This window comes from Pseudomonas sp. RC10, from assembly GCF_038397775.1.
GTDB classification, from domain to species: Bacteria; Pseudomonadota; Gammaproteobacteria; order Pseudomonadales; family Pseudomonadaceae; genus Aquipseudomonas; species Aquipseudomonas bambusae.
The window spans coordinates 2217396-2241374 of record NZ_CP151650.1 but is presented as its reverse complement, the minus strand read 5'-3'; the positions used below and the strand labels follow the sequence as shown (position 1 = coordinate 2241374).

General features: G+C 62.1%; 20 protein-coding genes. 5 read left to right on the top strand and 15 right to left on the bottom strand.

What is annotated here, in order from left to right:
- Positions 1-87: 87 nt before the first annotated feature.
- Positions 88-1071, top strand: coding sequence for a DUF1853 family protein (locus AAEO81_RS10400; RefSeq protein WP_341964516.1), 984 nt, complete (start codon positions 88-90; stop codon positions 1069-1071).
- On the opposite strand, the gene AAEO81_RS10395 is transcribed toward AAEO81_RS10400, so the two are convergent.
- From AAEO81_RS10395 to AAEO81_RS10335, 13 genes are all read right to left on the bottom strand, one after another.
- Positions 1034-2317 (bottom strand): arsenic transporter, encoded by a 1284-nt coding sequence (locus AAEO81_RS10395; RefSeq protein ID WP_166594785.1) that lies wholly within the window; start codon positions 2315-2317, stop codon positions 1034-1036. The two genes, AAEO81_RS10400 and AAEO81_RS10395, sit on opposite strands and share 38 nt — an antisense overlap.
- Complete coding sequence (locus AAEO81_RS10390; protein WP_341963422.1) at positions 2317-3522, bottom strand: MFS transporter; 1206 nt, start codon at positions 3520-3522, stop codon at positions 2317-2319. Before AAEO81_RS10390 ends, AAEO81_RS10395 begins: the two co-directional genes overlap by 1 nt.
- A gap of 250 nt (positions 3523-3772) precedes the next feature.
- Positions 3773-5113, bottom strand: a complete 1341-nt coding sequence (locus AAEO81_RS10385; protein ID WP_341963420.1) for an MFS transporter — start codon at positions 5111-5113, stop codon at positions 3773-3775.
- 309 nt (positions 5114-5422) lie between these two features.
- Entirely contained in the window at positions 5423-6331 is a 909-nt protein-coding gene (locus tag AAEO81_RS10380) for a pyridoxal-phosphate dependent enzyme (RefSeq protein WP_341963417.1), read from the bottom strand.
- Between the two features lie 181 nt (positions 6332-6512).
- Complete coding sequence (locus tag AAEO81_RS10375; protein WP_341963416.1) at positions 6513-8552, bottom strand: NADPH-dependent 2,4-dienoyl-CoA reductase; 2040 nt, start codon at positions 8550-8552, stop codon at positions 6513-6515.
- Between the two features lie 217 nt (positions 8553-8769).
- Positions 8770-9201, bottom strand: a complete 432-nt coding sequence (locus AAEO81_RS10370; protein ID WP_341963414.1) for a hypothetical protein — start codon at positions 9199-9201, stop codon at positions 8770-8772.
- A gap of 100 nt (positions 9202-9301) precedes the next feature.
- Entirely contained in the window at positions 9302-10249 is a 948-nt protein-coding gene (gene lipA, locus AAEO81_RS10365; RefSeq protein ID WP_341963412.1) for a lipoyl synthase, read from the bottom strand.
- An 89-nt stretch (positions 10250-10338) separates the two neighbouring features.
- Complete coding sequence (glyA, locus tag AAEO81_RS10360) at positions 10339-11595, bottom strand: serine hydroxymethyltransferase (RefSeq protein ID WP_341963410.1); 1257 nt, start codon at positions 11593-11595, stop codon at positions 10339-10341.
- Between the two features lie 73 nt (positions 11596-11668).
- The gene (gene gcvP, locus AAEO81_RS10355; RefSeq protein ID WP_341963408.1) at positions 11669-14539 is read right to left on the bottom strand and encodes an aminomethyl-transferring glycine dehydrogenase; all 2871 of its coding nucleotides are present in this window, start codon (positions 14537-14539) and stop codon (positions 11669-11671) included.
- A 13-nt stretch (positions 14540-14552) separates the two neighbouring features.
- Entirely contained in the window at positions 14553-14930 is a 378-nt protein-coding gene (gcvH, locus tag AAEO81_RS10350) for a glycine cleavage system protein GcvH (RefSeq protein WP_166598209.1), read from the bottom strand.
- 273 nt (positions 14931-15203) lie between these two features.
- A complete protein-coding gene (locus AAEO81_RS10345; protein WP_341963406.1) occupies positions 15204-16739 on the bottom strand; it encodes a sigma-54-dependent transcriptional regulator in 1536 nt (511 codons plus the stop codon).
- 30 nt (positions 16740-16769) lie between these two features.
- Complete coding sequence (locus AAEO81_RS10340; RefSeq protein ID WP_341963404.1) at positions 16770-17471, bottom strand: isochorismatase family cysteine hydrolase; 702 nt, start codon at positions 17469-17471, stop codon at positions 16770-16772.
- 79 nt (positions 17472-17550) lie between these two features.
- On the bottom strand, positions 17551-18066 hold the full coding sequence (locus tag AAEO81_RS10335) for a DUF1097 domain-containing protein (RefSeq protein WP_166598206.1): 516 nt from the start codon (positions 18064-18066) through the stop codon (positions 17551-17553).
- A 194-nt stretch (positions 18067-18260) separates the two neighbouring features.
- Here AAEO81_RS10335 and AAEO81_RS10330 point away from each other — a divergent pair, with 194 nt between their 5' ends.
- From AAEO81_RS10330 to AAEO81_RS10315, 4 genes are read left to right on the top strand one after another with little or no spacing between them, the layout of a single operon-like run.
- On the top strand, positions 18261-19712 hold the full coding sequence (locus AAEO81_RS10330) for a glutamine synthetase family protein (RefSeq protein ID WP_166598205.1): 1452 nt from the start codon (positions 18261-18263) through the stop codon (positions 19710-19712).
- A gap of 59 nt (positions 19713-19771) precedes the next feature.
- A complete protein-coding gene (locus AAEO81_RS10325) occupies positions 19772-20734 on the top strand; it encodes a carbon-nitrogen hydrolase family protein (RefSeq protein WP_341963401.1) in 963 nt (320 codons plus the stop codon).
- Between the two features lie 29 nt (positions 20735-20763).
- A complete protein-coding gene (locus AAEO81_RS10320) occupies positions 20764-21432 on the top strand; it encodes a hypothetical protein (RefSeq protein WP_341963400.1) in 669 nt (222 codons plus the stop codon).
- Between the two features lie 18 nt (positions 21433-21450).
- A complete protein-coding gene (locus tag AAEO81_RS10315) occupies positions 21451-22062 on the top strand; it encodes an XRE family transcriptional regulator (RefSeq protein WP_166598202.1) in 612 nt (203 codons plus the stop codon).
- Positions 22063-22155: 93 nt separating this feature from the next.
- Here the strand turns inward: AAEO81_RS10315 and AAEO81_RS10310 are convergent, their stop codons facing one another.
- Both AAEO81_RS10310 and AAEO81_RS10305 read right to left on the bottom strand, forming a co-directional pair.
- Entirely contained in the window at positions 22156-23118 is a 963-nt protein-coding gene (locus AAEO81_RS10310) for a quinone oxidoreductase (protein ID WP_341963399.1), read from the bottom strand.
- Between the two features lie 70 nt (positions 23119-23188).
- Positions 23189-23938 carry an SDR family oxidoreductase gene (locus tag AAEO81_RS10305; RefSeq protein ID WP_341963396.1) on the bottom strand — a complete coding sequence of 250 codons (750 nt, stop codon included), beginning with the start codon at positions 23936-23938 and terminating at the stop codon, positions 23189-23191.
- Positions 23939-23979 lie beyond the last annotated feature (41 nt).

The window sequence follows — 23979 nt, the reverse complement described above, 5'->3', positions numbered from 1 at the left end:
TGTACCGACCTATCGCGAATGAATTCGCTCCTACAGGGGTTCGGTAACGCCGCGCATTCAGAGCGTGCGCCCTGCTATCCTCAGCCGATGACCCCCTTCCCGGCCCTCACCGCCCTGCCCCGTCAACTGCGCACGCCTCAGGTGCGGGATCTGGCGTGGGCGATTCTGTCGCCGCCGATGCTGGCGGTCACTGAGTGGCCGCAGCGTCATCCCTTGAGCGGCAGTGACTGGGTGCAACATCCCCGGGCGCTGGAGGCCTTCTTGCGGCAGCTCGATCAGGACAGCGGCGAACTCGTGGAATGGCTGTCGCGCAGTTCGATTCGCCGATTGGGGCTGTATTACGAACGTCTCTGGCATTTCGCGATTCACCACGCGCCGGGGGTGGAGATGCTGGCGGCCAACCTGCCGATTCGCATCGGGGGTCATACCTTGGGCGAGCTGGACATGGTCCTGAAGGACAGGGACGGCATTCATCACGTCGAACTGGCGATCAAGTTCTATCTGGGCGAACGGAACACCGACGGCCATGACCCGGCGAACTGGCTGGGGCCGGGTTCTCATGACCGATTGGGGCTGAAACTGGCGCACTTGCATCAGCATCAATTGCCGATGTCCGGGCGCGAGGAAAGCCGCCACGCACTCTCGGCACTCGGGATCGAATCCTTCAGCGCCGCCCTGTGGCTGGGGGGGTATCTGCTGTATCCATGGCCGGACAGCGGCGCATCCCCGCAAGGCGTGCACCCCGAGCATCATCGCGGCACATGGGTGCATCGCAAGGACTGGGCCGCCTTCGCCCTGCGTCACGCCGAAGGTCGCTGGCAACCGCTGCCACGCCATGCGTGGTTGGGGCCTGCCCGGTATGACGAGGTGTGGAGCGCAGAAGCGTTCGAGTCCTGGCGCGACCAGCTCCCGCCCTCAGCTCAAGCGCAATTGCTGGTGCGCCTGACTGAACACCCGGACGGCCATTGGCAAGAGGCCGAGCGGGCGTTTTTGGTGTCAGACTTGTGGCCGAACGCGCCGGAAGATCACGAGGTCAGACACTCAATCGCAACACCAGCGCCGCCAGTGTGATCAGCAGCACCGGCAACGTCAGCACGATGCCGACGCGGAAGTAATAGCCCCAACCGATGCTGACGCCTTTCTGCGCCAACACGTGAAGCCACAGCAACGTCGCGAGACTGCCGATGGGCGTGATCTTCGGCCCCAGATCGCTGCCGATGACGTTGGCGTAGATCATCGCTTCCTGCAACGGGCCGTGGGCGTGGCTCGCGTCGATGGACAGCAGGCCGATCAGCACCGTGGGCAGGTTGTTCATGACCGACGACAGCAGCGCCGTCAGCACACCGGTGCCCATCGCCGCGCCCCACAGGCCGTGTTCGGCAAAGCGGTCGAGCCAGCCCGCAAGGTAAGTCGTCATGCCTTCGTTGCGCAGGCCATACACCACGAGGTACATGCCCAGCGAGAAAATCACGATCTGCCATGGCGCTTCTTTCAACACCTTGCCGGTGGAAATCTGATGCCCCTTGGCGGCGATACCCCACAAAATCGCGGCGCACACCGCCGAAATCGCACTGATGGGAATGCCCAGCGGTTCGAGGGCAAAGCACCCCACCAGCAGAATCCCCAACACCCACCAACCGGCAATGAACGTCGGCCGGTCGTGGATAGCTGATGAAGGCTCGGCAAGCTGCGAAGCGTCGAAGGTCTGCGGGATGTCCTTGCGGAAAAACAGCATCAGGATCGCCAGCGTGGCCGCGACGCTCACCAGGTTGACCGGGACCATCACCGAGGCGTAGCGATTGAAGCCGATGCCGAAATAGTCGGCCGACACGATGTTCACCAGGTTCGACACCACCAGCGGCAGGCTCGCGGTGTCGGCGATGAAGCCCGCCGCCATGACGAACGCCAGTGTGGTCGCCGGGGAAAACCGCAGCGCCAGCAGCATCGACATGACGATGGGCGTGAGAATCAGGGCTGCGCCGTCGTTGGCGAACAGCGCCGACACCAGCGCGCCGAGCAGGACGATGAACGCGAACAACCGACGCCCTCGCCCCTTGCCCCAGCGTGCCACGTGCAACGCGGCCCAGTTGAAGAACCCGGCTTCATCGAGCAATAGGCTGATGATGATCAGCGCGATGAAGGTGCCGGTGGCGTTCCAGATGATGTGCCAGACCTGTGGAATGTCCGACAGGTGCACGACGCCGAACAGCAACGCCAGCACAGCGCCGAACGTCGCACTCCAGCCGACGCCCAGCCCCTTGGGTTGCCAGATCACCAGGGTGATGGTGACCAGAAAGATCAGGACCGCTATCAGCATCAGCGTTTGGTTCTCGGAAGCAGTATCGCCAGGATGCCCAGAAGCGGGAGGAAGGAACACAGCGTGTAGACATACACGATGCCGTGAAGGTCCGCGAGGTGGCCTAATAATGCGGCGCCGATGCCGCCGAAGCCGAACATCAGGCCGAAGAAGATCCCGGCGATCATGCCGACATTGCCCGGCACCAGCTCTTGCGCGTAAACGACGATGGCCGAGAACGCCGAGGCCAGGATGAAGCCGATGATCACGCTCAGCACGCTGGTCCAGAACAGGTCAGCGTACGGCAGCGCGATGGTGAACGGCGCAACGCCAAGGATCGAGAACCAGATCACCGCCTTGCGGCCGATTTTGTCGCCAATCGGTCCGCCGAAGAAGGTGCCCGCCGCGACGGCTGCGAGGAACATGAACAGGTGCAACTGCGAGCTGGCGACCGTTAGCTGGAATTTTTCGATCAGGAAGAAGGTGAAATAGCTGGTGAAGCTGGCCATGTAGAAATACTTGGAGAACACCAGCATCGCCAGCACCACCAGCGCGCTGGTCACCCTGCCTTTGGACAGGCCGTGGGTCGCGGCGTGGCCAGCCTTGAGCTTGAACAGCGCCAGGTGCTTTTTATACCAGCGACTGATGACGTACAGCAGGCCCACCGAAAAGAGCGCGATCAGCGCGAAATACGCGATGTGACCCTGGCCGAACGGGATGATGATCGCCGCCGCCAGCAAGGGTCCGATGGCCGAACCGCTGTTGCCGCCCACCTGAAACGTCGATTGCGCCAGGCCGAAACGCCCACCGGACGCCAGTCGCGCGATGCGTGAGGCTTCGGGGTGGAAGGTCGAGGAACCGATGCCGATCAGACCCGCCGCCAGCAGAATCAGCGGAAAGCTGCCCACCGTCGCGAGCATCAACACCCCCGCCAGAATGCACAGCGACCCTACCGGCAAGACCAGCGGATTGGGATGGCGGTCCGTGAAATAACCGACCCAGGGTTGCAGCAGCGAGGCGGTGACCTGGAATGTCAGGGTGATCAGGCCGACCTGGGTGAAGCTCAGGCCGTACGAGGCTTTGAGCATCGGGTAGATCGACGGCAGGATCGACTGAATCAGGTCGTTGAGCAGGTGCGCCAGCGCCACTGCGCCAATGATGCGCAGGACCAGCGGGCTGGATTGGGGGATCGCGGAAGTTGCGGTCGAAGGGCTGGTGACGGCCATCGGGTTCATCCATCGAACGGGTGATGTGCCGCACGCAATTGATTACAAGAAATGTCAGCGGCACTGAGGGCCGTCAATGTGCCATTTTTTGGGGCGGTGTTGCCATGTTTTGTTGCGGGAATTGTGAGCTGCGGGGCGCCCGCACTCGCGCGACCTGTAGGAGTGAGCTTGCTCGCGATGGCGGTCTACTCATGATGAAAATATCGCTGAATGATCGCTATCGCGAGCAAGCTCACTCCTACAGGGGCGGTCAGGCGATGGACTGGGCGGTGCCCCGTCGCTCCAGCGACCCGTCCACGTCATGCAGCGAGACTTTTGAGGTTTCCGGCAACGCCAGCCCGCCGATGAGCCCCAGTGCCGCGACCACGATCAGGTAAAACGCCGGTGACAGGTTGCTGCCCGTCAGGCCAATCAGCCAGGTCGCCATCAGCGGTGCGGTACCGCCGAAAATGGTGTAGGCAATGTTGTAGGTGATCGCCGAGGCCGTGTAACGCGTGCGCGTGGGAAAGGTCTCGGACAGCAGCGCCGCCGTGACCACGTTGCACAGCACCGCGCCGGTCGCCAGCAGCATCACGCCGATGATGGAGCCTGCGAACGAACCGGAACTGGCCATCAGGAACGACGGATAGACCACCACCGCCAGCAGGACACAGGCGGTAATCACCGTGGCTCGACGCCCGACCTTGTCAGAAAACGCCCCGGCCACCGGGCACAACAACGATGCAAACAGCAGCGCGATCAACGACACCAGCAATGCGGTGGCGCGAGTTAGACCTCCGGCCACTTGCAGGTAGGTCGCGAAGTACGTGGTGAACATATAGAAGGACAGCGCGGTCAGCGAGATGAACGCGCCCAGGGCGAGGATCGCGCCGCCGTGGTTGCGCAGGGTTTCCTTGAGCGGCGAATGGGCCACGGCGTGTTCTTCGGTGACGGCCTGGAATGCCGGGGTTTCGTCGAGCTTCCAGCGCAGGTACAGGCCGACCAGCCCGAGGGGCGCGGCGACCAGAAACGGCAGGCGCCAACCCCAACTGCTCATGGCGTCCGCCGACAGCGAGGCTTCCAGTGCGTAGGCGAAAATTGCTGCTGATGCGAACGCCGCGAAGGTCGAGACCGGCACGAAGCTGCCGTACCACGCCCGTTTACCCCGAGGCGCGTGCTCCATCAGGTAGGCGCAGGCCCCCGCGTATTCGCCCCCGGCGGAAAAGCCTTGAGCGCAGCGGATGATGGTCAGAAGGATCGGCGCGATCACGCCGATGGCGGCATAGGTGGGGAGCAGTCCAATGATCGTGGTCGCCCCGGCCATCAACAGAATGGTGAAAGCCAGGGTGCGTTTGCGGCCGATCTTGTCGCCGAGCATGCCAAAAAACACACCGCCCAAGGGACGGAAGGCGAAGGCCACGGCGAACACGGCGAAGGTCTTGAGCAGCGCCGCGCTGGCGTCGCCGCTGGGGAAAAATTGCTGAGCGATGGTCGTGGCCAAGAAGCCGTAGACCGCAAAGTCGAACCATTCGACAAAATTGCCGATGCCGGCCGCTACGATGACTTTTCTCAGGGTGGCAGGGTCAACCTGCTCGATGGCTGGAGTGGTCATGAAAACCTCGGCGCGCGTAGGAAAGATCCGATTATCGGTACAGCGCCTGAGCCGCCTTACTCCAGAAGTGTCATCGACGTACTCAGGACCGACCTGTCATGGGGTCTGATCCGCAGGATTCGTGCCAGAGACGCTGGTTTAGGGCATTCACCTCAAATTGAACGGCTCGACGCGAACTCTCGGTAGGAGCGAATTCATCCTGGGCGGCGATCCGACGAAAAATGGACCAGGCGACGGAGAGACGTCGTCTGAACCCGCGCAGCGCGAATGAATTCGCTCCTACAGTAGAGGGATGTGTCGTTGGTGGGGTCAGTACGCGGCGCGGAGTGCGTCGGAAGCCCGCTTGCCTTGCAGACCGCCGGTATGCACAAAGATCAGCCGCGTGCCTTGCGCGAACCGCCCCGCTTCGACCGCCTGCTGCAACGCCAACAACGCCTTGCCAGTGTAGAGCGGTTCGAGGGGCACGCCGCTTTGCGATTCGCGGGTGGCAATGAAGTCCAGCAATGTTGCGTCAACCTTGGCAAAACCTCCGCGACTGGCGTCGAGCAATTCGTATCGCACATCTCGGTCACCGCCGAGGATGGCGGCCACGTTTTCAGCGACCCCATGCCCCTCGGGCACCGCCATCGCCCCGAACACCTTGCGCAGCCCGTCTTCGGCCAGCACCAATCCGGCCAGCGTGGTGCCCGTTCCACACGCCAGCCACCAACCGTCATAGTCGTCCCAGCCGATGTCTGCGAGTTGATCACGGGCCTGGCGCACGATCTCGGCACAGCCCAACGCGCCGTCGCGCCCACCGCCGCCTTCAGGAATCGGATACAGCTGTGGATAACGCTCACGCCACGGCGTCCAGAAATCCGCTTCGTGTCGGGCACGATAGCCTGCATAGCCAAGCCAGTGGAGTTCCATCCCGAACGCTTGAAGGTCCAGCACCGTGGGCGTTTCCATCGAATGCCCCCGCAACAGCCCGACCGTGGAAAAGCCAAATCGCTTGCCCGCCGCCGCCAATGCGTGAAGGTGGTTGGAATGCGCGCCGCCCAGACTGATCACCCCTTCGGCCCCTGTCTTTTTTGCAGCGGCGAGGTGGTGAGAGAGCTTGAACCATTTGTTGCCGCTGATCAGCGGGTCGATCAGGTCCAGACGCAGAATCGCGACGCTGACGCCGGATGCGGCAAGCCAGGGCAGGTTGAGAGGTTGGAGTGGGGCTTGGGGGAGCATGGCGTTCAGCGCGGGACGAAAGGTTCGAAGTTTACCGTGTAGCCCTGTCTGACGCTGAACCCTGTGGGAGCGAATTTATTCGCGAAGCGGCGGCACCCACCAAGCATGTGTGTCGCTCACACCCTTTTCGCGAATGAATTCGCTCCCACAGGAGCGTGCACTGCACACCCAGTGCGTAGGCTTACAACTCCGCCGCCAACCGCGAACCCTGGTTGATCGCGCGCTTGGCGTCCAGTTCTGCCGCAACGTCCGCGCCGCCGATCAAATGCACGTTCTGCCCCGCCGCTTGCAAGCCGTCGAAGAGTTCACGCAGTGGGTCTTGCCCCGCGCAAATCACCACGTTGTCCACCGGCAGCACTTTTTCTTCACCCTCCGCGCCGATGCGGATGTGCAGTCCGGTATCGTCGATCTTCAGGTATTCGACGCTGTTGAGCATCTGCACGTGCTTGTTCTTCAACCCGGCGCGATGAATCCAGCCGGTGGTTTTGCCGAGGCCGTCGCCGACCTTGGACGTCTTGCGCTGCAACAGGTACACCTGACGTGCCGGGGCGTGGGCGTGCGGCTTGATCCCAGCGATGCCGCCCCGGGCTTCCAGCGCGCCATCAATGCCCCACTCTTCCCAGAACGCATCGCGATCAAGGCTGGTGGCAACACCCTGGTGCACCAGAAACTCCGACACGTCAAAACCGATCCCGCCCGCGCCAATCACCGCCACCGATTGACCGACGGGTTTGCGTTCCAGAATCACATCAAGGTAGTTCAGCACCTTGGGGTTATCGACGCCGGGGATTGCCGGTATGCGTGGCGCGATGCCGGTGGCCAGAATCACTTCGTCATAGCCCTTGCCCACCAGATCGTCGACCGCGACGCGGGTGTTCAAGCGCACGTCGACGCCCGTGGTCTGCAATTTGCGACCGAAATAGCGCAGCGTTTCAAAGAACTCCTCTTTGCCCGGGACGCGCTTGGCGATGTTGAACTGGCCGCCAATTTCACTGGCGGAATCGAACAGCGTCACTTCATGCCCACGCTCGGCAGCGACGGTCGCAGCCGCCAGCCCGGCAGGCCCGGCACCGATCACGGCGATTTTCTTGATCTGTTTGACCGGCAAATAATTCAGCTCGGTTTCGTGACAGGCACGCGGGTTGACCAGACAGGTGGTGAGCTTGCCGTCGAAGATGTGGTCGAGACAGGCCTGGTTGCAACCGATGCAGGTGTTGATTTCGTCGCTACGACCGGCAGCCGCCTTGTTGACGAACTCCGGGTCCGCAAGGAACGGACGCGCCATGGACACCATGTCGGCATCGCCTTCGGCCAACACCGCTTCGGCGACTTCCGGGGTGTTGATGCGGTTGGTGGTGATCAGCGGGATCGACACCTCGCCGCGCATTTTCGCCGTGACCTTGGCGAACGCGGCACGGGGCACCTTGGTGGCGATCGTTGGAATCCGCGCTTCGTGCCAGCCGATGCCGGTGTTGATGATCGTCGCGCCTGCCTGTTCGATGGCCTTGGCCAACTGCACCACTTCTTCCCAGGTGCTGCCGCCTTCGACCAGATCGAGCATCGACAGGCGATAAATGATGATGAAGTTGCGGCCCACGGCCTCACGCACCCGACGGACGATCTCCACGGCCAGACGCATGCGGTTTTCGTAGCTGCCGCCCCAACGGTCGGTGCGGTGGTTGGTGTGGGCCACGAGGAATTGGTTGATCAGGTAGCCTTCCGACCCCATGATTTCCACGCCGTCGTATTCGGCGATCTGCGCCAAGGTCGCGCAGGTCACGAAATCCTGAATCTGCTTCTCGATGCCTTCCTCGTCCAGCGCCTTGGGCTTGAACGGGTTGATCGGCGCCTGAATGGCGCTCGGGGCCACTTGCTTCGGGCTGTAGGCATAACGGCCGGTGTGCAGGATTTGCATGCAAATCTTGCCGCCCGCCTCATGGACGGCGCGGGTCACGATGCGGTGGTGCTCTGCCTCTTCCGGCGTGGTCAGCTTGGCCGACCCAGCATAAACGCCGCCTTCAACGTTCGGTGCGACACCGCCGGTGACCATCAGGCCCACGCCACCCCGGGCGCGCTCGGCGAAGTAAGCCGCCATGCGTTCGAAGCCACCGGGCTTTTCTTCCAGCCCCGTGTGCATCGAACCCATGAGCGTGCGGTTGCGCAGCGTGGTGAATCCCAAGTCCAGGGGAGCCAGCAAATGCGGGTAGTGGGCGGCGGCCATATGAAACTCCATCAAGCATCATCACGTAGACGCGAACGCTCTGAAGGCGCTCGTCGTATATTCAGGGACTACAGCGTAGTGCCCGTTCATGACGCCGACAGTAAACAGCATCGCAGTCGTGCTCAATGACCGAATATGACAATTTATTGATCGAAGTGTGCAGGGCTTGGACCACCATGCTTTACGTGAAAGGGTTTTCAGGCGAGATGGCCAGGGTTCAACGCCGACCGCTATACAGCCGGTTACACGCGAGGCGGTCGCTTTTCCAGGTGTTGAAATCGGTCACGATGTTCTGATTGTTGAACGTCAGTTCAAGGATGCATTCGTGATTGGACGTCGAGGTCGACGTAGTGGGCGTCACCATGGTGCTGCCGCCCGGCCCGGCGCTGAGTTCGTTGACGCCGGTCGTCGTGGTGTTCGAGTAGGCATCGTCCCATTTGGCCAGCGACAATCCGCTGGGCAGCTTCGACACGGAGGTTGGCCTGCCGAGCTTGGTGTAGGCCTCGTTGATGTTCGCGCCGACCAGTTGATTCTTGGCGATCAGGTCAGGCCCGGTAGGAATGCCGTTGGCCATGAGCTCACAGCCAGACAGCATCAGCACCGCGCCCCACACCACACAATTCCCTACTGCCTTCCCGATACGCGGCATCTTGTCGTCCCTTTTCCGGTAAAGGCCGTATTTTTTACACTTCATCCTGAAAGCGCAATCCATCGCGGGAACGACGGGATGAATTCAGACAAACGACAGGCTAGCCGATCCAGGTCGTCTGCTGATCCGCGTGATACGAAGACCGCACCAGCGGCCCGGACGCGACATTCTTGAAGCCCAAACGCAGCCCTTCTTCAGCGAACCAGGCAAAGGTGTCAGGGTGCACGAACCGTTGAACCGGCAAGTGGCTGCGCGACGGTTGCAGGTATTGCCCCAGGGTCAGCATGTCGGTGCCGTGCTCGCGCAGGCGTTGCATGACCTCGATGACTTCGTCGTCCGTTTCCCCCAACCCCAGCATCAGTCCGGATTTGGTGGGCACGTGGGGCACACGCTTTTTGAAGTTTTCCAGCAGGTCCAGCGACCATTCGAAATCTGAACCGGGTCGGGCGGCGCGATAGAGGCGCGGCACGGTTTCCAGGTTGTGGTTGAAGACATCGGGCGGCTCCTGCTCGGTGATCGCCAGCGCGACGTCCATGCGTCCACGGTAATCCGGGACCAGGGTTTCGAGCTGAACACCGGGCGACAGCTTTCGAATCGCGCGCAGGCAGTCGACGAAATGCCCCGCCCCGCCGTCCCGCAGGTCGTCGCGGTCCACCGACGTGATCACCACGTACTTGAGACGCAAGTCGGCGATGGCCGTCGCCAGGTTGAGGGGTTCGTCGGCATCCAGCGGTTTCGGACGTCCGTGCCCGACGTCGCAGAACGGGCAGCGTCGGGTGCAGATGTCGCCCATGATCATGAACGTCGCCGTGCCGCCACTGAAGCATTCGCCCAGGTTCGGGCACGAGGCTTCTTCGCAGACGCTGTGCAGTTTGTGTTTGCGCAGCAGGGCCTTGATCCGGCCGACTTCCGGCGAGGTCGAGATGGGCACGCGAATCCAGTCCGGCTTGCGCGGAATGTCTTCGGTGGGAAGAATTTTCACCGGGATGCGCGCCACCTTCTCCGCGCCCCGTAATTTGACTCCGGCTTTCAACGGCTCCGGCAGCATGAATGACTCCTTGAATGAATGAAGCGGCTGTCGGGATTCGACGCGCGCAACGGCCGGCCGCAATGGCCAGCCGTTGACCGGGCGCTGAGTCAGGCCGAATACACCGGAAACAACGCGCACAGGCCTTTGACCTGACGGGCGACGTGGGCCTCCATCTCGGCATCGCCCAGGTTATTGAGGATGTCGCAGATCCAGTTGGCCAATGCCGTGCACTGCGTGACCTCAAAACCTCGCGTGGTGACCGCTGGCGTGCCGATGCGCAAACCGGAGGTCACAAACGGTGACTGAGGATCGTTGGGCACGGCGTTTTTGTTGACCGTGATGTGAGCGCGGCCCAGTGCAGCGTCGGCGTCTTTGCCGGTGATGCCCTGACGAATCAGGCTGACGAGGAACAGGTGGTTGTCGGTGCCGTCAGACACCACGTCGTAACCCCGCTGTTTGAACACCTCAGCCATGGCCTGAGCGTTCTTGATGACTTGCACCTGATAGTCGCGGAAGGCGGGCTCCAGCGCTTCCTTGAAGCACACGGCTTTGGCCGCGATCACGTGCATCAACGGCCCGCCTTGCCCGCCCGGAAACACCGCCGCGTTGAGCTTCTTCTCAAGGTCGGGGTTGGCCTTGGCCAGAATCAGCCCGCCACGGGGCCCGCGCAGGGTTTTGTGGGTGGTGGTGGTCACGACGTCCGCGTAAGGCAGCGGGTTGGGATAGAGGCCTGCGGCGACCAGACCGGCGACATGGGCCATGTCGACGAACAGGTACGCGCCGACCTTGTCGGCAATGGCGCGGAAACGCGGGAAGTCGAGGGTTTTCGAATACGCGGAAAACCCGGCGACGATCATTTTCGGTTTGTGCTCAACCGCCAGACGCTCGACTTCGTCGTAATCGATCAAGCCAGTGCGGGTGTCGATGCCGTACTGAACCGCGTTGTAAAGCTTGCCGGAGGACGACACTTTGGCGCCGTGGGTCAGGTGGCCGCCGTGGGCCAGGCTCATGCCCAGGAGGGTGTCGCCGGCTTGCAACAGGGCGAGGTAAACGGCGCTGTTGGCGGACGAGCCGGAGTGAGGCTGAACGTTGGCATAACCGGCGCCGAACAATTGCTTGGCCCGGTCAATCGCCAGTTGCTCCACCACATCGACGTGCTCACAGCCACCGTAATAGCGCTTGCCAGGGTAACCCTCGGCGTACTTGTTGGTCAGCTCGGTGCCCTGGGCCTGCATCACTTGCGGGCTGGTGTAGTTCTCCGAGGCGATCAGTTCGATGTGGTCTTCCTGGCGCTTGATTTCGCGATCGATGGCATCGCTGAGCGCAGGGTCGAAATCGGACAGGGTCAGGCTTCTGTGGAACATGGTGCGTTTCCTTTTTTGTTTGAGTGGACTCAGCGCAATTCATGAGTGCCCGGAGCGGGTCCGGGCACCGTTTTCAAGCATCCTGGTAGGAAGACAGCGGCGGACAGGCACAGGCCAGGTTTCGGTCGCCGTACACGTTGTCGACCCGACCCACCGGCGGCCAGTACTTGCTGTCACGCAGGGATGGGAGCGGGTACACCGCCAGTTCCCGGCTGTAGCAATGGGGCCATTCGCGGATCAGTTCAGCAGCCGTGTGCGGAGCGTTTCTCAGCGGGTTGTCGTGGGGATCGAGCCCGCCGTTTTCCACGGCGCGGATTTCCTCACGAATGCAGATCATCGCTTCGCAGAACCGGTCCAGCTCCTCCAGCGATTCGCTTTCGGTGGGCTCGACCATCAAGGTCCCCGCCACCGGAAACGACATGGTCGGCGCATGGAAACCGAAGTCGATCAGGCGCTTGGCCACGTCCTCTACCGTGATGCCGCTGGACTCTTTGAGCGGGCGCAGGTCGAGGATGCACTCGTGGGCCACCAGCCCGTTTTCGCCGCTGTACAACACCGGGTAATGCGCCTCCAGTCGCCGGGCGATGTAGTTGGCGCTGAGAATGGCCAGTTGCGAGGCACGCTTGAGCCCTTCGCCGCCCATCATGCGCAGGTACATCCAGGTAATCGGCAGGATGCTCGCGCTGCCGAACGGGGCCGCGCTGACCGCGCCCTGTTTGCGCCCGAGGGTTTCATGCCCTGGCAGGAACGGCGCCAAGTGCGCCTTCACCCCAATCGGACCGACGCCCGGTCCGCCGCCGCCATGAGGGATGCAGAAGGTTTTGTGCAGGTTCAGGTGGGACACGTCCCCGCCGAACTTGCCCGGTGCGCAGAGGCCGACCATCGCGTTCATGTTGGCGCCGTCGATGTACACCTGGCCGCCGTTGTCATGAATGATGCCGCAGATCTCGCGGATGCCTTCCTCGAACACGCCGTGGGTCGAGGGGTACGTCACCATCAGCGCGGCGAGGCGCTCGCGGTGCTCGATGGCCTTGGCACGCAGGTCTTCGATGTCGACGTTGCCCCGTGCGTCGCAGGCCGTGACGATCACGCGCATGCCGACCATGTTGGCGGTCGCCGGATTGGTGCCGTGGGCCGATGACGGGATCAGGCAGATGTCGCGGTTCGACTCACCACGGCTGGCGTGATAAGCACGAATCGCGAGCAGCCCGGCGTATTCGCCCTGTGAACCGGCGTTGGGCTGCAACGACATGGCGTCGTACCCCGTGGCGGCGCACAGCAGGGCCTCCAGCTCCTCGATCAGCTGTTGATAACCCAGCGTCTGGTCGGCGGGCGCAAACGGGTGCACGGCACCGAATTCCGGCCAAGTGATCGGGATCATCTCGCTGGCGGCGTTGAGCTTCATGGTGCACGACCCCAGCGGGATCATCGTGCGGTCGAGCGCCAGGTCCTTGTCGGCCAGGCGTCGCAGGTAGCGCATCAGCTCGGTTTCAGAGTGATAGCGGTTAAACACCTCGTGCTTGAGGATCGGCGACTCCCGCAGCAACGGCAACGGCAGGCAATCCCCGGTGGTCGCTGCCAGGGCGGCGAAATCCGGCAGCGATTGGCCTTGAGTCGCGAACACGGCCCACAGCGCTTCCACACTGGCCTGCTCACAGGTTTCGTCCAGCGAAATGCCGACCCGAATGGCGTTGATTATTCGCAGGTTGATACCTGCGGCTGTCGCCGTTTTGTGCACCGAGTCCACCGGCAGGGTCGGCACCACGCTGAGGGTGTCGAAGAAGTGCACCTGTTCGATCCGATGCCCCAATCGCGTCAGGCCCTGGGCCAGAATCGACGTCAGCCGATGAACCCGTCGGGCAATAGCGGTCAGGCCTTTCGGCCCGTGGTAGACGGCGTACATGCTCGCGATATTGGCCAGCAGCACTTGCGCGGTGCAGATGTTGCTCGTGGCTTTTTCGCGACGAATGTGTTGCTCGCGGGTTTGCATCGCCAGACGCAGCGCCGGTTTGCCGTGCCGGTCGACGGAGATGCCCACCAGCCGCCCCGGCATATCGCGCTTGAAGGCATCCCGGGTGGCGAAGTACGCCGCATGGGGCCCACCGAACCCTAACGGCACGCCAAACCGTTGGGCGCTGCCCAGCGCCACGTCGGCATCGAATTCGCCCGGCGGGGTCAGCAAAGTCAGCGCCAGCAGGTCGGCGGCGACAGCCACCAATGCCCCGGCCTGATGGGCGCGTTGCACCAACGAACGATGATCGACGATGGCGCCGGTGCTGGCCGGGTATTGCAGCAGCAGGCCGAAATAACCGTCGAGCCCCTGCTGCTCCAGCTCGGTTTCGTCCCCGATCACCACTTCGATGTTCAACGGCTCGGCACGGGTGCGCAGCACATCGAGGGTCTGTGGGTGGCAGTGGTGCGACACGAAAAACGCCGGGGCTTTGTTTTTGGCCAGGCGCTTGCAAAACGTCATGGCTTCGGCGGCAGCGGTCGCCTCATCGAGCAGCGACGCGTTGGCGATGTCCATGCCGGTCAGGTCACTGATCAGTGTCTGAAAATTCAGCAGCGCTTCCAGCCGACCCTGAGAAATCTCTGGCTGATACGGGGTGTACGCGGTGTACCAGGCCGGGTTTTCCAGCAGGTTGCGCAGGATGGGTGCTGGGGTCAGGCACGGGTAGTAGCCTTGGCCGATGTGGTTGCGCAGCAGCCTGTTTTTGCCCGCGATGGCTTTGATCGCCGCCAACGCTTCGGCTTCGCCCTGCCCCGCTGACAACTCAAGCACGCTGGTGCCCTTGATACTCGGCGGGATGACGCTGTCGATCAGTGCGTCGAGGGAGTCATGACCGGTCAGCGCCAGCATCGTCGCAACGTCCTGATCGCGCGGGCCGATGTGGCGGGCAATGAATTCGTTGTCGGTATTCGGCGGTGTCTTTGGCGTGCTCATGTCGATCCCCGCTTCAGGCGTTTTCGGCCAGGAAATGCGCGTAGGCGTCCTGGTCCATCAAGTCCTCGAAGGCGCCGAGGTTGTCGATGCGAATGCGGAAGAACCAGCCCTCGTCCATCGGCGATGCGTTGACGATCTCCGGTTCGTCGGAGAGCGCCTCGTTGACCGCCACCACCTCGCCGGTCAGCGGCATGCTGATGTTGCTCGCGGCTTTCACCGACTCCAGCACGGCGACCTCATCCCCTTCGGCGAATCGACCCAGCTCCGGCAACTGCACGAACACCACGTCACCCAGTGCTTCCTGGGCAAAGGCGGTGATGCCCACCGTGAGTTCGCCGGAAGTTTCCAGGCGCAACCATTCATGCTCGGCAGTAAAACGCAGCGTGCTCATCGGTATTCCTCTTGTTATGGAGTGCCCCGGTGGTGGGGCTGGCACAGAGGACTAGAGCAAGGGCAATGCCAATCGACTTTCTCCCTTGAATTTCAATGAGTTGCGATATTTATCGAAGGTTCTTTTCGACACTCTGGATCGATACCGTTACAGCCCGGCGAGCAAACGTGCACGTTGACCCGCCAGCACCACGGCACACACGACGAGCAGGCGCGTGGAGCGAAATCGGTCCAGTGGAACGCTATCGAACCGCCACGCTGAAAGGCGTAAAAACTAGCGACCGCCGATCCCGTATTTGCGCAGCCGCTGGCCGATGGCGGTGTGGGACGTTTGCAGCCGCACGGCCAGTTGGCGAGTCGACGGGTAGGCCAGGTAGAGGGTTTCCAGCAGCGACTTTTCGAAATCCTGGACGGCGGCTTCCAGGCTGACCACGCCGCCCGCATCGGCTTTTTGGCTTACCAGTTCGGTGCCTGCCAGTTCGAGCCCGTCGCAGTCGATCACGTCGTCTTCACAGATCGCCGCCGCGCGAAAGATGACGTTCTGCAACTGCCGCACGTTGCCCGCCCACCGATTGCCCATCAGCACCGAATGGGTCGAGGACGCCAGTCGGCAAGGTGAACGCTGAATCTGTTCGCAGGCCTGACGCAGGAAATGCTCGGCCAGCAGCAGGATGTCCAGGCCGCGTTCGCGCAGCGCCGGAACGAGGAGGTTGAGCACATTGAGTCGGTAGTAAAGGTCCTCGCGAAAAGTGCCCTCCGCCACCATCCGCTCCAGATTGCGGTGAGTGGCGCACACCACCCGCACGCTGACGTGCACTTCTCGGTCGCCCCCCACCCGCCGAAAGCAGCCGTCGTTGAGGAAGCGCAACAGCTTGGCCTGCAAATAAGGCGACATTTCCCCCACCTCATCGAGGAACACCGTGCCGCGATCCGACAGCTCCAGCAGCCCCGGCTTGCCGCCCCGCTGCGCGCCAGTGAAGGCCCCGGCGGCGTAACCGAACAATTCGCTCTCGGCCAGGCTCTCCGGCAACGCGGCGCAGTTCAGCGCCAGAAACGGCGCGTCCCGACGCGTGCTCAAGGCATGGCAGGCACGCGCGACCAGCTCTTTACCGGTGCCGGTTTCGCCTTGAATCAGCAACGCGGCATCAAGGCCCGCGACTTTCTGCAAGCGGGTCTTGAGCTGCCCGAGGGCCGGAGAATTCCCCAGCAGCGCGTCGAGCCCTTCTGCGTGATCGTGATGCAAGGAGGCCAGGCGTTCGCCGATGCGACTGGGGGGATAGAGGGTCAACAGCCCGCCGGCGAGAAAGCGTGCGCGTTGGGCAGCGCCGGTGATGGGCGTGGCATCGAGCAGCAAATCCTGCCCGTTGAAACTGACCTCGCACATGGGCAGGCGAAAACCCTTGTCGACCAGCGCCTTCGCCAGGTCCGGCGCGGGAAACAGGTTCGACAGCGGTTCCCCCGTCGGGTCCCGGCCATACAAACTGACCAGCTTGGGGTTGGCCAGCAGCACATAGCCGCCGGGATCGACCGCCAGCACCGGATCACTCATCGCCGCCAGCAACGCGTCGAGCTGCAAGCGCCGACGCTGCCCCGGCAGCAGGTCCACCAAATCCACGGCCTTGACGCCCTCGATGCGCAACAGCGCGAAGTTGAGTTCGTCGAGCACGCTCTGGCACAGGTCGGGGGCATCGATATAAACGTTGGGTGGAATCATCTCCACCGCGTCCAGATTGAGGTGACGCGCACCGAGCAAGGCCAGGACTTCCTGAGTGATGCCGACGCGGTCGTTGAACGTGACGTGGATTCGCATGCTGCGCCTCGCTCAAAGGGTCACTACCGCTCAAGACCGAGGAAGGTAGCCCAACAACTCGTCGGTGTTCATCACGTTGCAGTAGATCATGTTCATGATCGCCAGCTCCTGATTGTGCAGCTCAAGGCTGCCTGCCGCACTGGCGTCGTCGATCACGATCACGTCAAAGCTTTCGTCGGCAAGACTGCGCACGGTGGACGCCACGCACTGGTCGGTGAACAGGCCGGCGCACACGACGTGGGTGATGCCGAGGTTGTTCAGGATCAGCCGCAGGTTGGTGCCGGTCAGGGCGCTGTCGGTGGTCTTCAGCACCACGATTTCGTCCGGGGTCGGTGCAAGGCGGTCGATGACTTGGGAAGCCTGCTCGTTCGCGGGCAGCAGCAGGTTGTTCCAGCCCGGTTTCTTCTGGCTTAGCGAGCGGTCGCGGCCCTCGGGGGTCAGGCAGGCAATGCGGGCGAACAGGACATCGAGGTCCGCACCGCGAAACGCGCCGATCAGTTTTTCCAGATTCGGAATGACGGTTGCATGCATCCGCTCATGAAACGGCGTCCAGGCATCGAAACGGGCGCGCTCTGCGTCGTCGAGGGTCGCAGGATCAGGACGCTCCAGGTAGGTGTTCTGCACATCGATGATCAGCAGCGCGACTTTGCCTTTTTCGAGCACGGGATCTTCCGGCTCAGGGGCGCCTGCGTAATACAGGGAACGGCGTGCGGTTTTCCAGGTGTTCGTCATGACGGTCTCCAGCAGGTGAGGAGGTTTTTTATGAGGTGCCGTGGCGCGTCCGGGAACCCGCCACGGCGTTTTCCTGAGGTTATGCCGAACGGGTCAAAGCGGCCGACAGCCTGGCAGACCCAAACGCGAACGCGGTGCCGATGGACATCGAGACGATGACCAGCAACAGCACGTTCTGAAAGCCAGCCGACAACAATGCCGGGTACGCGAACGCACCGGGCGTCTGGCTGATATAGGCGAAGGTCGTGGCGTAACCGAGCGTGGCCGCCGGGACCGACGAGAATGCCGAAAAACGCGACGCCATGATGTAGAGGAAGACGCTGCCGGCGACGAGCAAACCGACCCACAGGGGTGCGCCGAGCGTGGCGGCAGGACTGGTCAATGCCAGCAGCGCGACGATCCACGCGACCAGCACGCCAAATGCGTTCGACGTCAGGTTAAGCCAGATGGCGCGAGTGTCACCGCCAACGGCGAAGTACGACGCCCATGCGACAAAAGCAGCCCATAACAGAATCGTGCCGACACTGAGAAAAAACCAGGACGCCACCCCTCCCAGGATGCCCACGCCAATTGCGGTTGCGAGTATTGGAGACATACGTTTTACCCTCTTTTCTTTTTTTCGTTTAGGAGAAAAACAGACGCCAAAGAAACATAACAGCAATAAATTTCTCGCGCAAAAGAAAAAACAAGTGTACTTTGAAATTGCCCCCTGCGATCCAGGGGACAGCTACCGTTACAAGCGCATATGTCCTAGCCAGCAAAATCATCAGAAAAAGAATGAGGCCAGATATGTCTACTGAAAGAGCTCACTTCATCAAACGTCACAACCTTTGGACCGAAGAGATGACCCGCGCTGCGGACGACGTCATCCAACGTATCGATAAGGAAGGACTCCGTTTTATTCGGCTGGGATGGGGTGATCAGCACGGTATCGTTCGCGGGAAAACGATCACCGTAGAAGAATTCAAAACCGCTCTGCACAGCGGCAAGGATTTCCAGCTGGTAACGACGATTTTCGACCCGACCAACCACCCGATCGTCCCGCCATTCGGCGCCGAGAACGCCCTGGGCGTGCCGGAAATGATCGGCTTGCCGGACGGCATCCTGGTCCCGGACCCGACCACGTTCCGCGTGCTGCCATGGGTCAAGGACACCGGCTGGTGCCTGAGCGACGCGTACCTCTCCAACGGCAAGCCTTGCCCGTTCTCGACGCGCCAGATCCTTCGTGACCAGATCGCCAAACTCAAAGGCGACGGCCTGAACATGGTCGTGGGCCTGGAGTTCGAGTTCTACGTGTTCAAGCTGCTGGACCCGAAACTGGCCCCGGAAAACTGCGGCAACCCGGCCACGCCGCCTGAAGTCTCGATGATTCAGCACGGCTACCAGTACCTCACCGAAACCCGTGGCGACGAAGTCGAAGGCCTGCTCTCGTTCATTCACGAGAACGTGCAGAAGCTCGGCCTGCCACTGGCGACCCTCGAAGACGAGTGGGGCCCTGGCCAGTGCGAAGTGACCTTCAACCCGCTGCCTGCGATGGAAGCGGCCGACGCGGCGCTGCTGTTCCGCTCGGCGGTCAAGCAGCTGTGCCGTCGCAACGGTTTGCACGCCAGCTTCATGGCCATCCCGAAAGTGGCCAACGTGTTCCCGAGCGGCTGGCACATGCACCAGTCTGTCGTGGACAACAACGGTCGCAACGTCTTCATGGCTGAGGAAGGCGAAGCCGGTCCGTTGTCGCCACTGGGCATGAACTACATGGGCGGTCTGCTGGCCAACGCGGCAGGCACTGCCCTGCTGACCACGCCAACCGTCAACGGCTACAAGCGTCACCGTCCGGACGGCTTCGCACCGAACAAAGCCTCCTGGGCACACGAAAACCGCGGTTCCATGCTGCGCTCGATCGGCGGCCATCACGACAAGGCATCCCGTATCGAGAACCGTGTGGGTGAGCCGACCGCCAACCCGTACCTGTACATCGCGTCGCAGATCATCGCAGGCCGCAACGGCATCGCGAACAAGATTAACCCGGGTGAAGCGGTAAAAGCAGCCTACCTGGCCGACCGTCCGCAACTGCCGATGAGCCTGATGGAAGCCATCGTTTCGTTCAAACAGAGCGACGTGCTCAAGCAGGAACTGGGCCCTGTGTTCCACAACTACCTGACGCTGCTGAAAGAATTCGAAGCCAACCGCTTCCTGTCCGCCGTCACCGACTGGGAACAGAACGAATACTTCGAAATGTACTGATTGAGCGATAGCCGCTCGGAAACCTACTCAAAAAACTCCAGCACACCAGGAGGTCACACATGAAAATCGGCGCAGCGCAGTTGCGGCCAGCCTGGCTCGACCGAGCCAGGACCGCCCAGATCGTCATTCAGGCGATCAAGGAAGCGAGCGAACAGGGTATTGAACTCCTGGTGTTCTCAGAGTCGTTTCTGAGCGGCTACCCGTTCTGGTTATGCCGCACCAATGGATCGGCCTTCGACGACCCGCTGCAGAAACGCGCGTACTCGCAGTTTCTGGAAGCGGCCGTCGAAGTCCCCGGCCATGACATGAATTTGATTGCCGAGGCCAGTCGTGATTATGGCGTCGGCGTTTACCTGGGCATCAACGAGCGCGGCATTCGAGAAGGCCGTGGCTCGATCTACTGCTCACTGGTGGCGATTCACCCCGAGCGGGGCATCGTCAGCGTCCATCGAAAGCTGGTTCCGACCTACGACGAGCGCCTGTGCTGGGCGCCGGGCGACGGCAACGGCTTGCAGGCCCACGATTTCGGCGAATTCAAGGTCGGCGGCCTGAACTGCTGGGAGAACTGGATGCCTCTGGCGCGCTTTGCCCTCTATGCACAAGGCGAAGACATCCACGTCAGCGTGTGGCCGGGCAATGCGTCCGCGATCAAGAACGCGGGCCAGATGATCGCCACCGAGGGCCGGGTCTGGGTCATCAGTTCCAGCGGCATTCTGTCGCTGTCGGACGTGCCCGAGGATTTCGCCTTCTATGACCAGCTCAAGGATGACGGCGTGGACGTCATCTTCACCGGCGGTTCCTGCATCGTCGACCCTTCTGGCCGCGTGGTTGCGCAGGCCGAAGACGGTCGCGAACAGATCATCTCGTTCGACGCCGACGTGGGCCGTGTCCGAGAAGAACGCCAGAACTTCGACCCGACCGGTCATTACCACCGCCAGGACGTCTTTCGCGTCTCGGTCGATACCTCGCGCCGGCAAACGCTGCACCAGCACGACGCGTTCGAACAGCATAAAAAAATATAAATCTTCAACACCTTTTGGACTGCCACCACATGAAAGCCATTGTCATTCAGCACTCTCCAGACACGGGGATTGGCCTGGTCGGCCCTATCCTGCGTGATCTACACGGGTTCGAGCTGCACACGATCGATGCCCGAACGGCGTCTTTCGACGACATCGATCCCGATTCAGGTGATATTTTCGTGCTGCTCGGCTCGCCCACCGGCGTGTATGAAACGCACATTCCCTGGACAGCAGAGGAGCTTGAGTTCACCAAAAAACTGATCGCCCTCGAAAAACCCATCATGGGCATCTGTTTCGGCGCGCAAATGCTTGCCGCCGCCCATGGCTCCGAAGTCAAGCCAATGGGTTATCGCGACACCGGCTGGTTGATCAACGACGACGCCATCGATGAGCTGTGGGCAGGCCCGTGGTTCCGCTGGCACGGCGACAACTTCAAGCTGCCGAAAGGCGCACAGAAGCTGGCGAGCGCAGGCACGTCGATCCAGGGTTTCCAGAAAGGCAACACCGTGGGCATGCAGTTTCACCCTGAGGTCGATGTGGGCATCATCAACGGCTGGGTCGAGATCAATCGCGAGTCACTGATCAACCGCAAGGTCGACATCGATGAACTCCTTTATACTGCCGCCGCGAGGGTCGAAGAGGCCCAGCCCAGAGTTGAAGCATTGATTGCGGACGTTCTGGCCCGTTGCCTTGGCTGAACCCCCGGAGACCACAGTTTGAGCAAGATCCCTGTCAAACCCAAGGCTGACCCCCTGCTAGGCGTTGAGATCAAGGCTCAGCGCAATGCGCGCGGCTGGACGCTGGAGGAGCTCAGCCAACGCAGCGGGGTGTCAATCGCGGCAATCTCGAAAATCGAAAAAGGTCAGTCACGCCCCAGTTTCGATACGCTGCTGAGCATTGCCCGATGCCTGCAAATGAACTTCGTCGACATCATGGACGGGGCGTCGGGGCTCCAGCCCCAGGCCGTCATGGCCCGCCTCATCTCGACCAAGGCAGAGGATGCCGAGCTGTTCAGCACGCCCTTCTACGATTACCGCGTGCACTCGTCGGCATTGAAATCCAAGGTCATGGTGCCGCTGCGCATGACCATCCGGAACCACGATGTGCCACCGATTGAAGACTGGAGCCTGCACGACGGCGAAGAATTCATCTTCGTGCTCAAGGGCGTGCTGATTTTCCACACCGAACACTACGCGCCACTGACGCTCAACGTGGGCGACAGCTCCTACATCGACAGCACCATGCGCCATGCCTTCGTGTCCGGCGATGAGGGCGAGGCAGAAATTCTGTCGATCTGCCTGTCGATCCGGCCGTTCAAAGCGCAATAGATCGCGGTCTGCACACCCCTCCTCGTCGACTCAATGGACCACCGGGCCGCCTGTTCATCAGGTAACCCCGTGGCCCTTGAATGCTATCCCCGCTCACGGAATCAGCAGAATCGACCCCAAATGCTTGCGCGCGGCGATGGCCTGATGGGCCAAGGCCGCCTCATCCAGTCGATACCGGGAAAGCGTCAATGGCCCCAACTCCCCTTCGCGGAATCGCTCGAACAGCTCGGAGGCCCCCCTGTCCTGATTCTGCGGGTTGACGCACTGCGGCGTGGAGGGTTTCACGTAGCGAATCCCGCGCGCGGCCAACGCGGCCATGTCTGCCACGCCAGCGCCCGATGCATTGCCGGCGTGAACCAAGTGCCCGCCGTCGCGCAATGCGCTGACCGAAGCGGCCAGGGTGGCCTGCCCTACGAGATCGTACGCCACGTCCACGCCCGCTCCGCCACTCGCGGCCTTGATCCGCTCGGCCAAACCGGGCTCGTCTGAACGCAAAACGTGATCGAGCCCCCAGCCTTCGATGATTCGCGCTTTCTCGGCGGACCCCGCCGTCGCGATGACGGTGGCTCCGATGGATTTGGCCCACCGGGCGAGCAGCGTGCCGACACCCCCTGAAGCCCCCTGAACCAGGACCGTTTCACCGGCCTGAAGGGCATGCACCTGCCTGACCAGCATCCACGCCGTCAGCCCTTTGGCCAACAGCCCGGCGGCCTGCTCGCTGGAGACGTCGTCGGGCAGTTTGATCAGCGTGTTCGCGTCGATCACTCGGCGATCCGCGTAGGCACCCAAGGCGAAGAAATAGCCCACCCGGTCGCCCACTTTCAAATGCCGGACCTGCGCGCCCACGGCTTCGATGACACCGGCGCCCTCCACGCCCGGCGTGAACGGCAACGGCACGTTGAAGGTGCCGTCCCTGAACATCGTGTCGACGAAGTTCACGCCGATGGCTTCGTGGCGCAACAGCACCTGATCACTGCCGGGGGTCTCCAGCGTGAACGTTTCGGGGTGGAGAACCGAAGGCCCTCCTTGTTGATAAATCCGGATACGTTGGGTCATGGCAGGCTCGCTCAATCGTGACGTGGAAAATGGACGCCCGTATGAAGGGCGTCTCTCAAGCACAGGCGTATCAGGCGGATTGGCCGCCGTCGACGTTGAGGGTGGCGCCGGTGATGTACGACGCATCCGGGCTGGCAAGAAAGGCCACGGCGGCAGCGATATCTTCCGGTTGACCGTAACGACCGAGCGCCGTCAGGCCAATAAGAAACGACGCGTGATCGGCGGTTTCAGGGTTCATGTCGGTATTGATTGCGCCCGGTTGAACGGTATTGACGGTGATGCTCCGCGAGCCCAGGTCCCGCGCCCAGCCACGGGTGTACGCCGCGACAGCGGCCTTGGTCGCCACATAATCGGCAGCACCCGGAAACGGGATGCGATCGGCGCCTGTGGTGCCCACGGAAATGATGCGACCACCGTCACTGATCAAGCCCGCCGCAGCGCGAACAGCGGACACCACGCCGCCGATGTTCACGGCCTGCTGGCGGTCGAAGGCTGCGATATCCGCCTGCGGATCATCGACAGGACCGGTGACGAACACGCCTGCGCTGTTGACCAGGATATCGAGACGGCCGAAGTGTTGATGGACCTGTTTGACCAGCGCGGTGACTTGGGCGGCATCGCCTTGATCAGCCTGGATCGCCAGCGCCTGCACGCCTTGACGTTCGATGTCGGCGACGACCTGTTGCGCTTGCTCACGGGATTTCGCGTAGCTGAACGCCACATGGGCGCCGTCTGCAGCGAGACGTTTGGCGATGGCGGCACCGATGCCACGGGAGCCGCCGGTGACCAGTGCCACTTTGCCTTGAAGTTGCTGACTCATTGATTGATCTCCTGGAAATGCCATCCGACTGAATCGCGTGA

Bases quoted from the DNA above. Each gene is read 5' to 3' on its own strand.
- AAEO81_RS10310 (WP_341963399.1), bottom strand. From the start codon at position 23,118: ATGACCCAACGTATCCGGATTTATCAACAAGGAGGGCCTTCGGTTCTC.
- AAEO81_RS10395 (WP_166594785.1), bottom strand. From the start codon at position 2,317: ATGCTGATAGCGGTCCTGATCTTTCTGGTCACCATCACCCTGGTGATC.
- AAEO81_RS10380 (WP_341963417.1), bottom strand. From the start codon at position 6,331: ATGCTCCCCCAAGCCCCACTCCAACCTCTCAACCTGCCCTGGCTTGCC.
- AAEO81_RS10325 (WP_341963401.1), top strand. From the start codon at position 19,772: ATGAAAATCGGCGCAGCGCAGTTGCGGCCAGCCTGGCTCGACCGAGCC.
- AAEO81_RS10385 (WP_341963420.1), bottom strand. From the start codon at position 5,113: ATGACCACTCCAGCCATCGAGCAGGTTGACCCTGCCACCCTGAGAAAA.
- AAEO81_RS10400 (WP_341964516.1), top strand. From the start codon at position 88: ATGACCCCCTTCCCGGCCCTCACCGCCCTGCCCCGTCAACTGCGCACG.
- gcvH (WP_166598209.1), bottom strand. From the start codon at position 14,930: ATGAGCACGCTGCGTTTTACTGCCGAGCATGAATGGTTGCGCCTGGAA.
- AAEO81_RS10305 (WP_341963396.1), bottom strand. From the start codon at position 23,938: ATGAGTCAGCAACTTCAAGGCAAAGTGGCACTGGTCACCGGCGGCTCC.
- AAEO81_RS10320 (WP_341963400.1), top strand. From the start codon at position 20,764: ATGAAAGCCATTGTCATTCAGCACTCTCCAGACACGGGGATTGGCCTG.
- AAEO81_RS10330 (WP_166598205.1), top strand. From the start codon at position 18,261: ATGTCTACTGAAAGAGCTCACTTCATCAAACGTCACAACCTTTGGACC.
- AAEO81_RS10390 (WP_341963422.1), bottom strand. From the start codon at position 3,522: ATGGCCGTCACCAGCCCTTCGACCGCAACTTCCGCGATCCCCCAATCC.
- lipA (WP_341963412.1), bottom strand. From the start codon at position 10,249: ATGCTGCCGGAGCCGTTGAAAGCCGGAGTCAAATTACGGGGCGCGGAG.
- AAEO81_RS10340 (WP_341963404.1), bottom strand. From the start codon at position 17,471: ATGACGAACACCTGGAAAACCGCACGCCGTTCCCTGTATTACGCAGGC.
- gcvP (WP_341963408.1), bottom strand. From the start codon at position 14,539: ATGAGCACGCCAAAGACACCGCCGAATACCGACAACGAATTCATTGCC.
- glyA (WP_341963410.1), bottom strand. From the start codon at position 11,595: ATGTTCCACAGAAGCCTGACCCTGTCCGATTTCGACCCTGCGCTCAGC.
- AAEO81_RS10370 (WP_341963414.1), bottom strand. From the start codon at position 9,201: ATGCCGCGTATCGGGAAGGCAGTAGGGAATTGTGTGGTGTGGGGCGCG.
- AAEO81_RS10345 (WP_341963406.1), bottom strand. From the start codon at position 16,739: ATGCGAATCCACGTCACGTTCAACGACCGCGTCGGCATCACTCAGGAA.
- AAEO81_RS10335 (WP_166598206.1), bottom strand. From the start codon at position 18,066: ATGTCTCCAATACTCGCAACCGCAATTGGCGTGGGCATCCTGGGAGGG.
- AAEO81_RS10375 (WP_341963416.1), bottom strand. From the start codon at position 8,552: ATGGCCGCCGCCCACTACCCGCATTTGCTGGCTCCCCTGGACTTGGGA.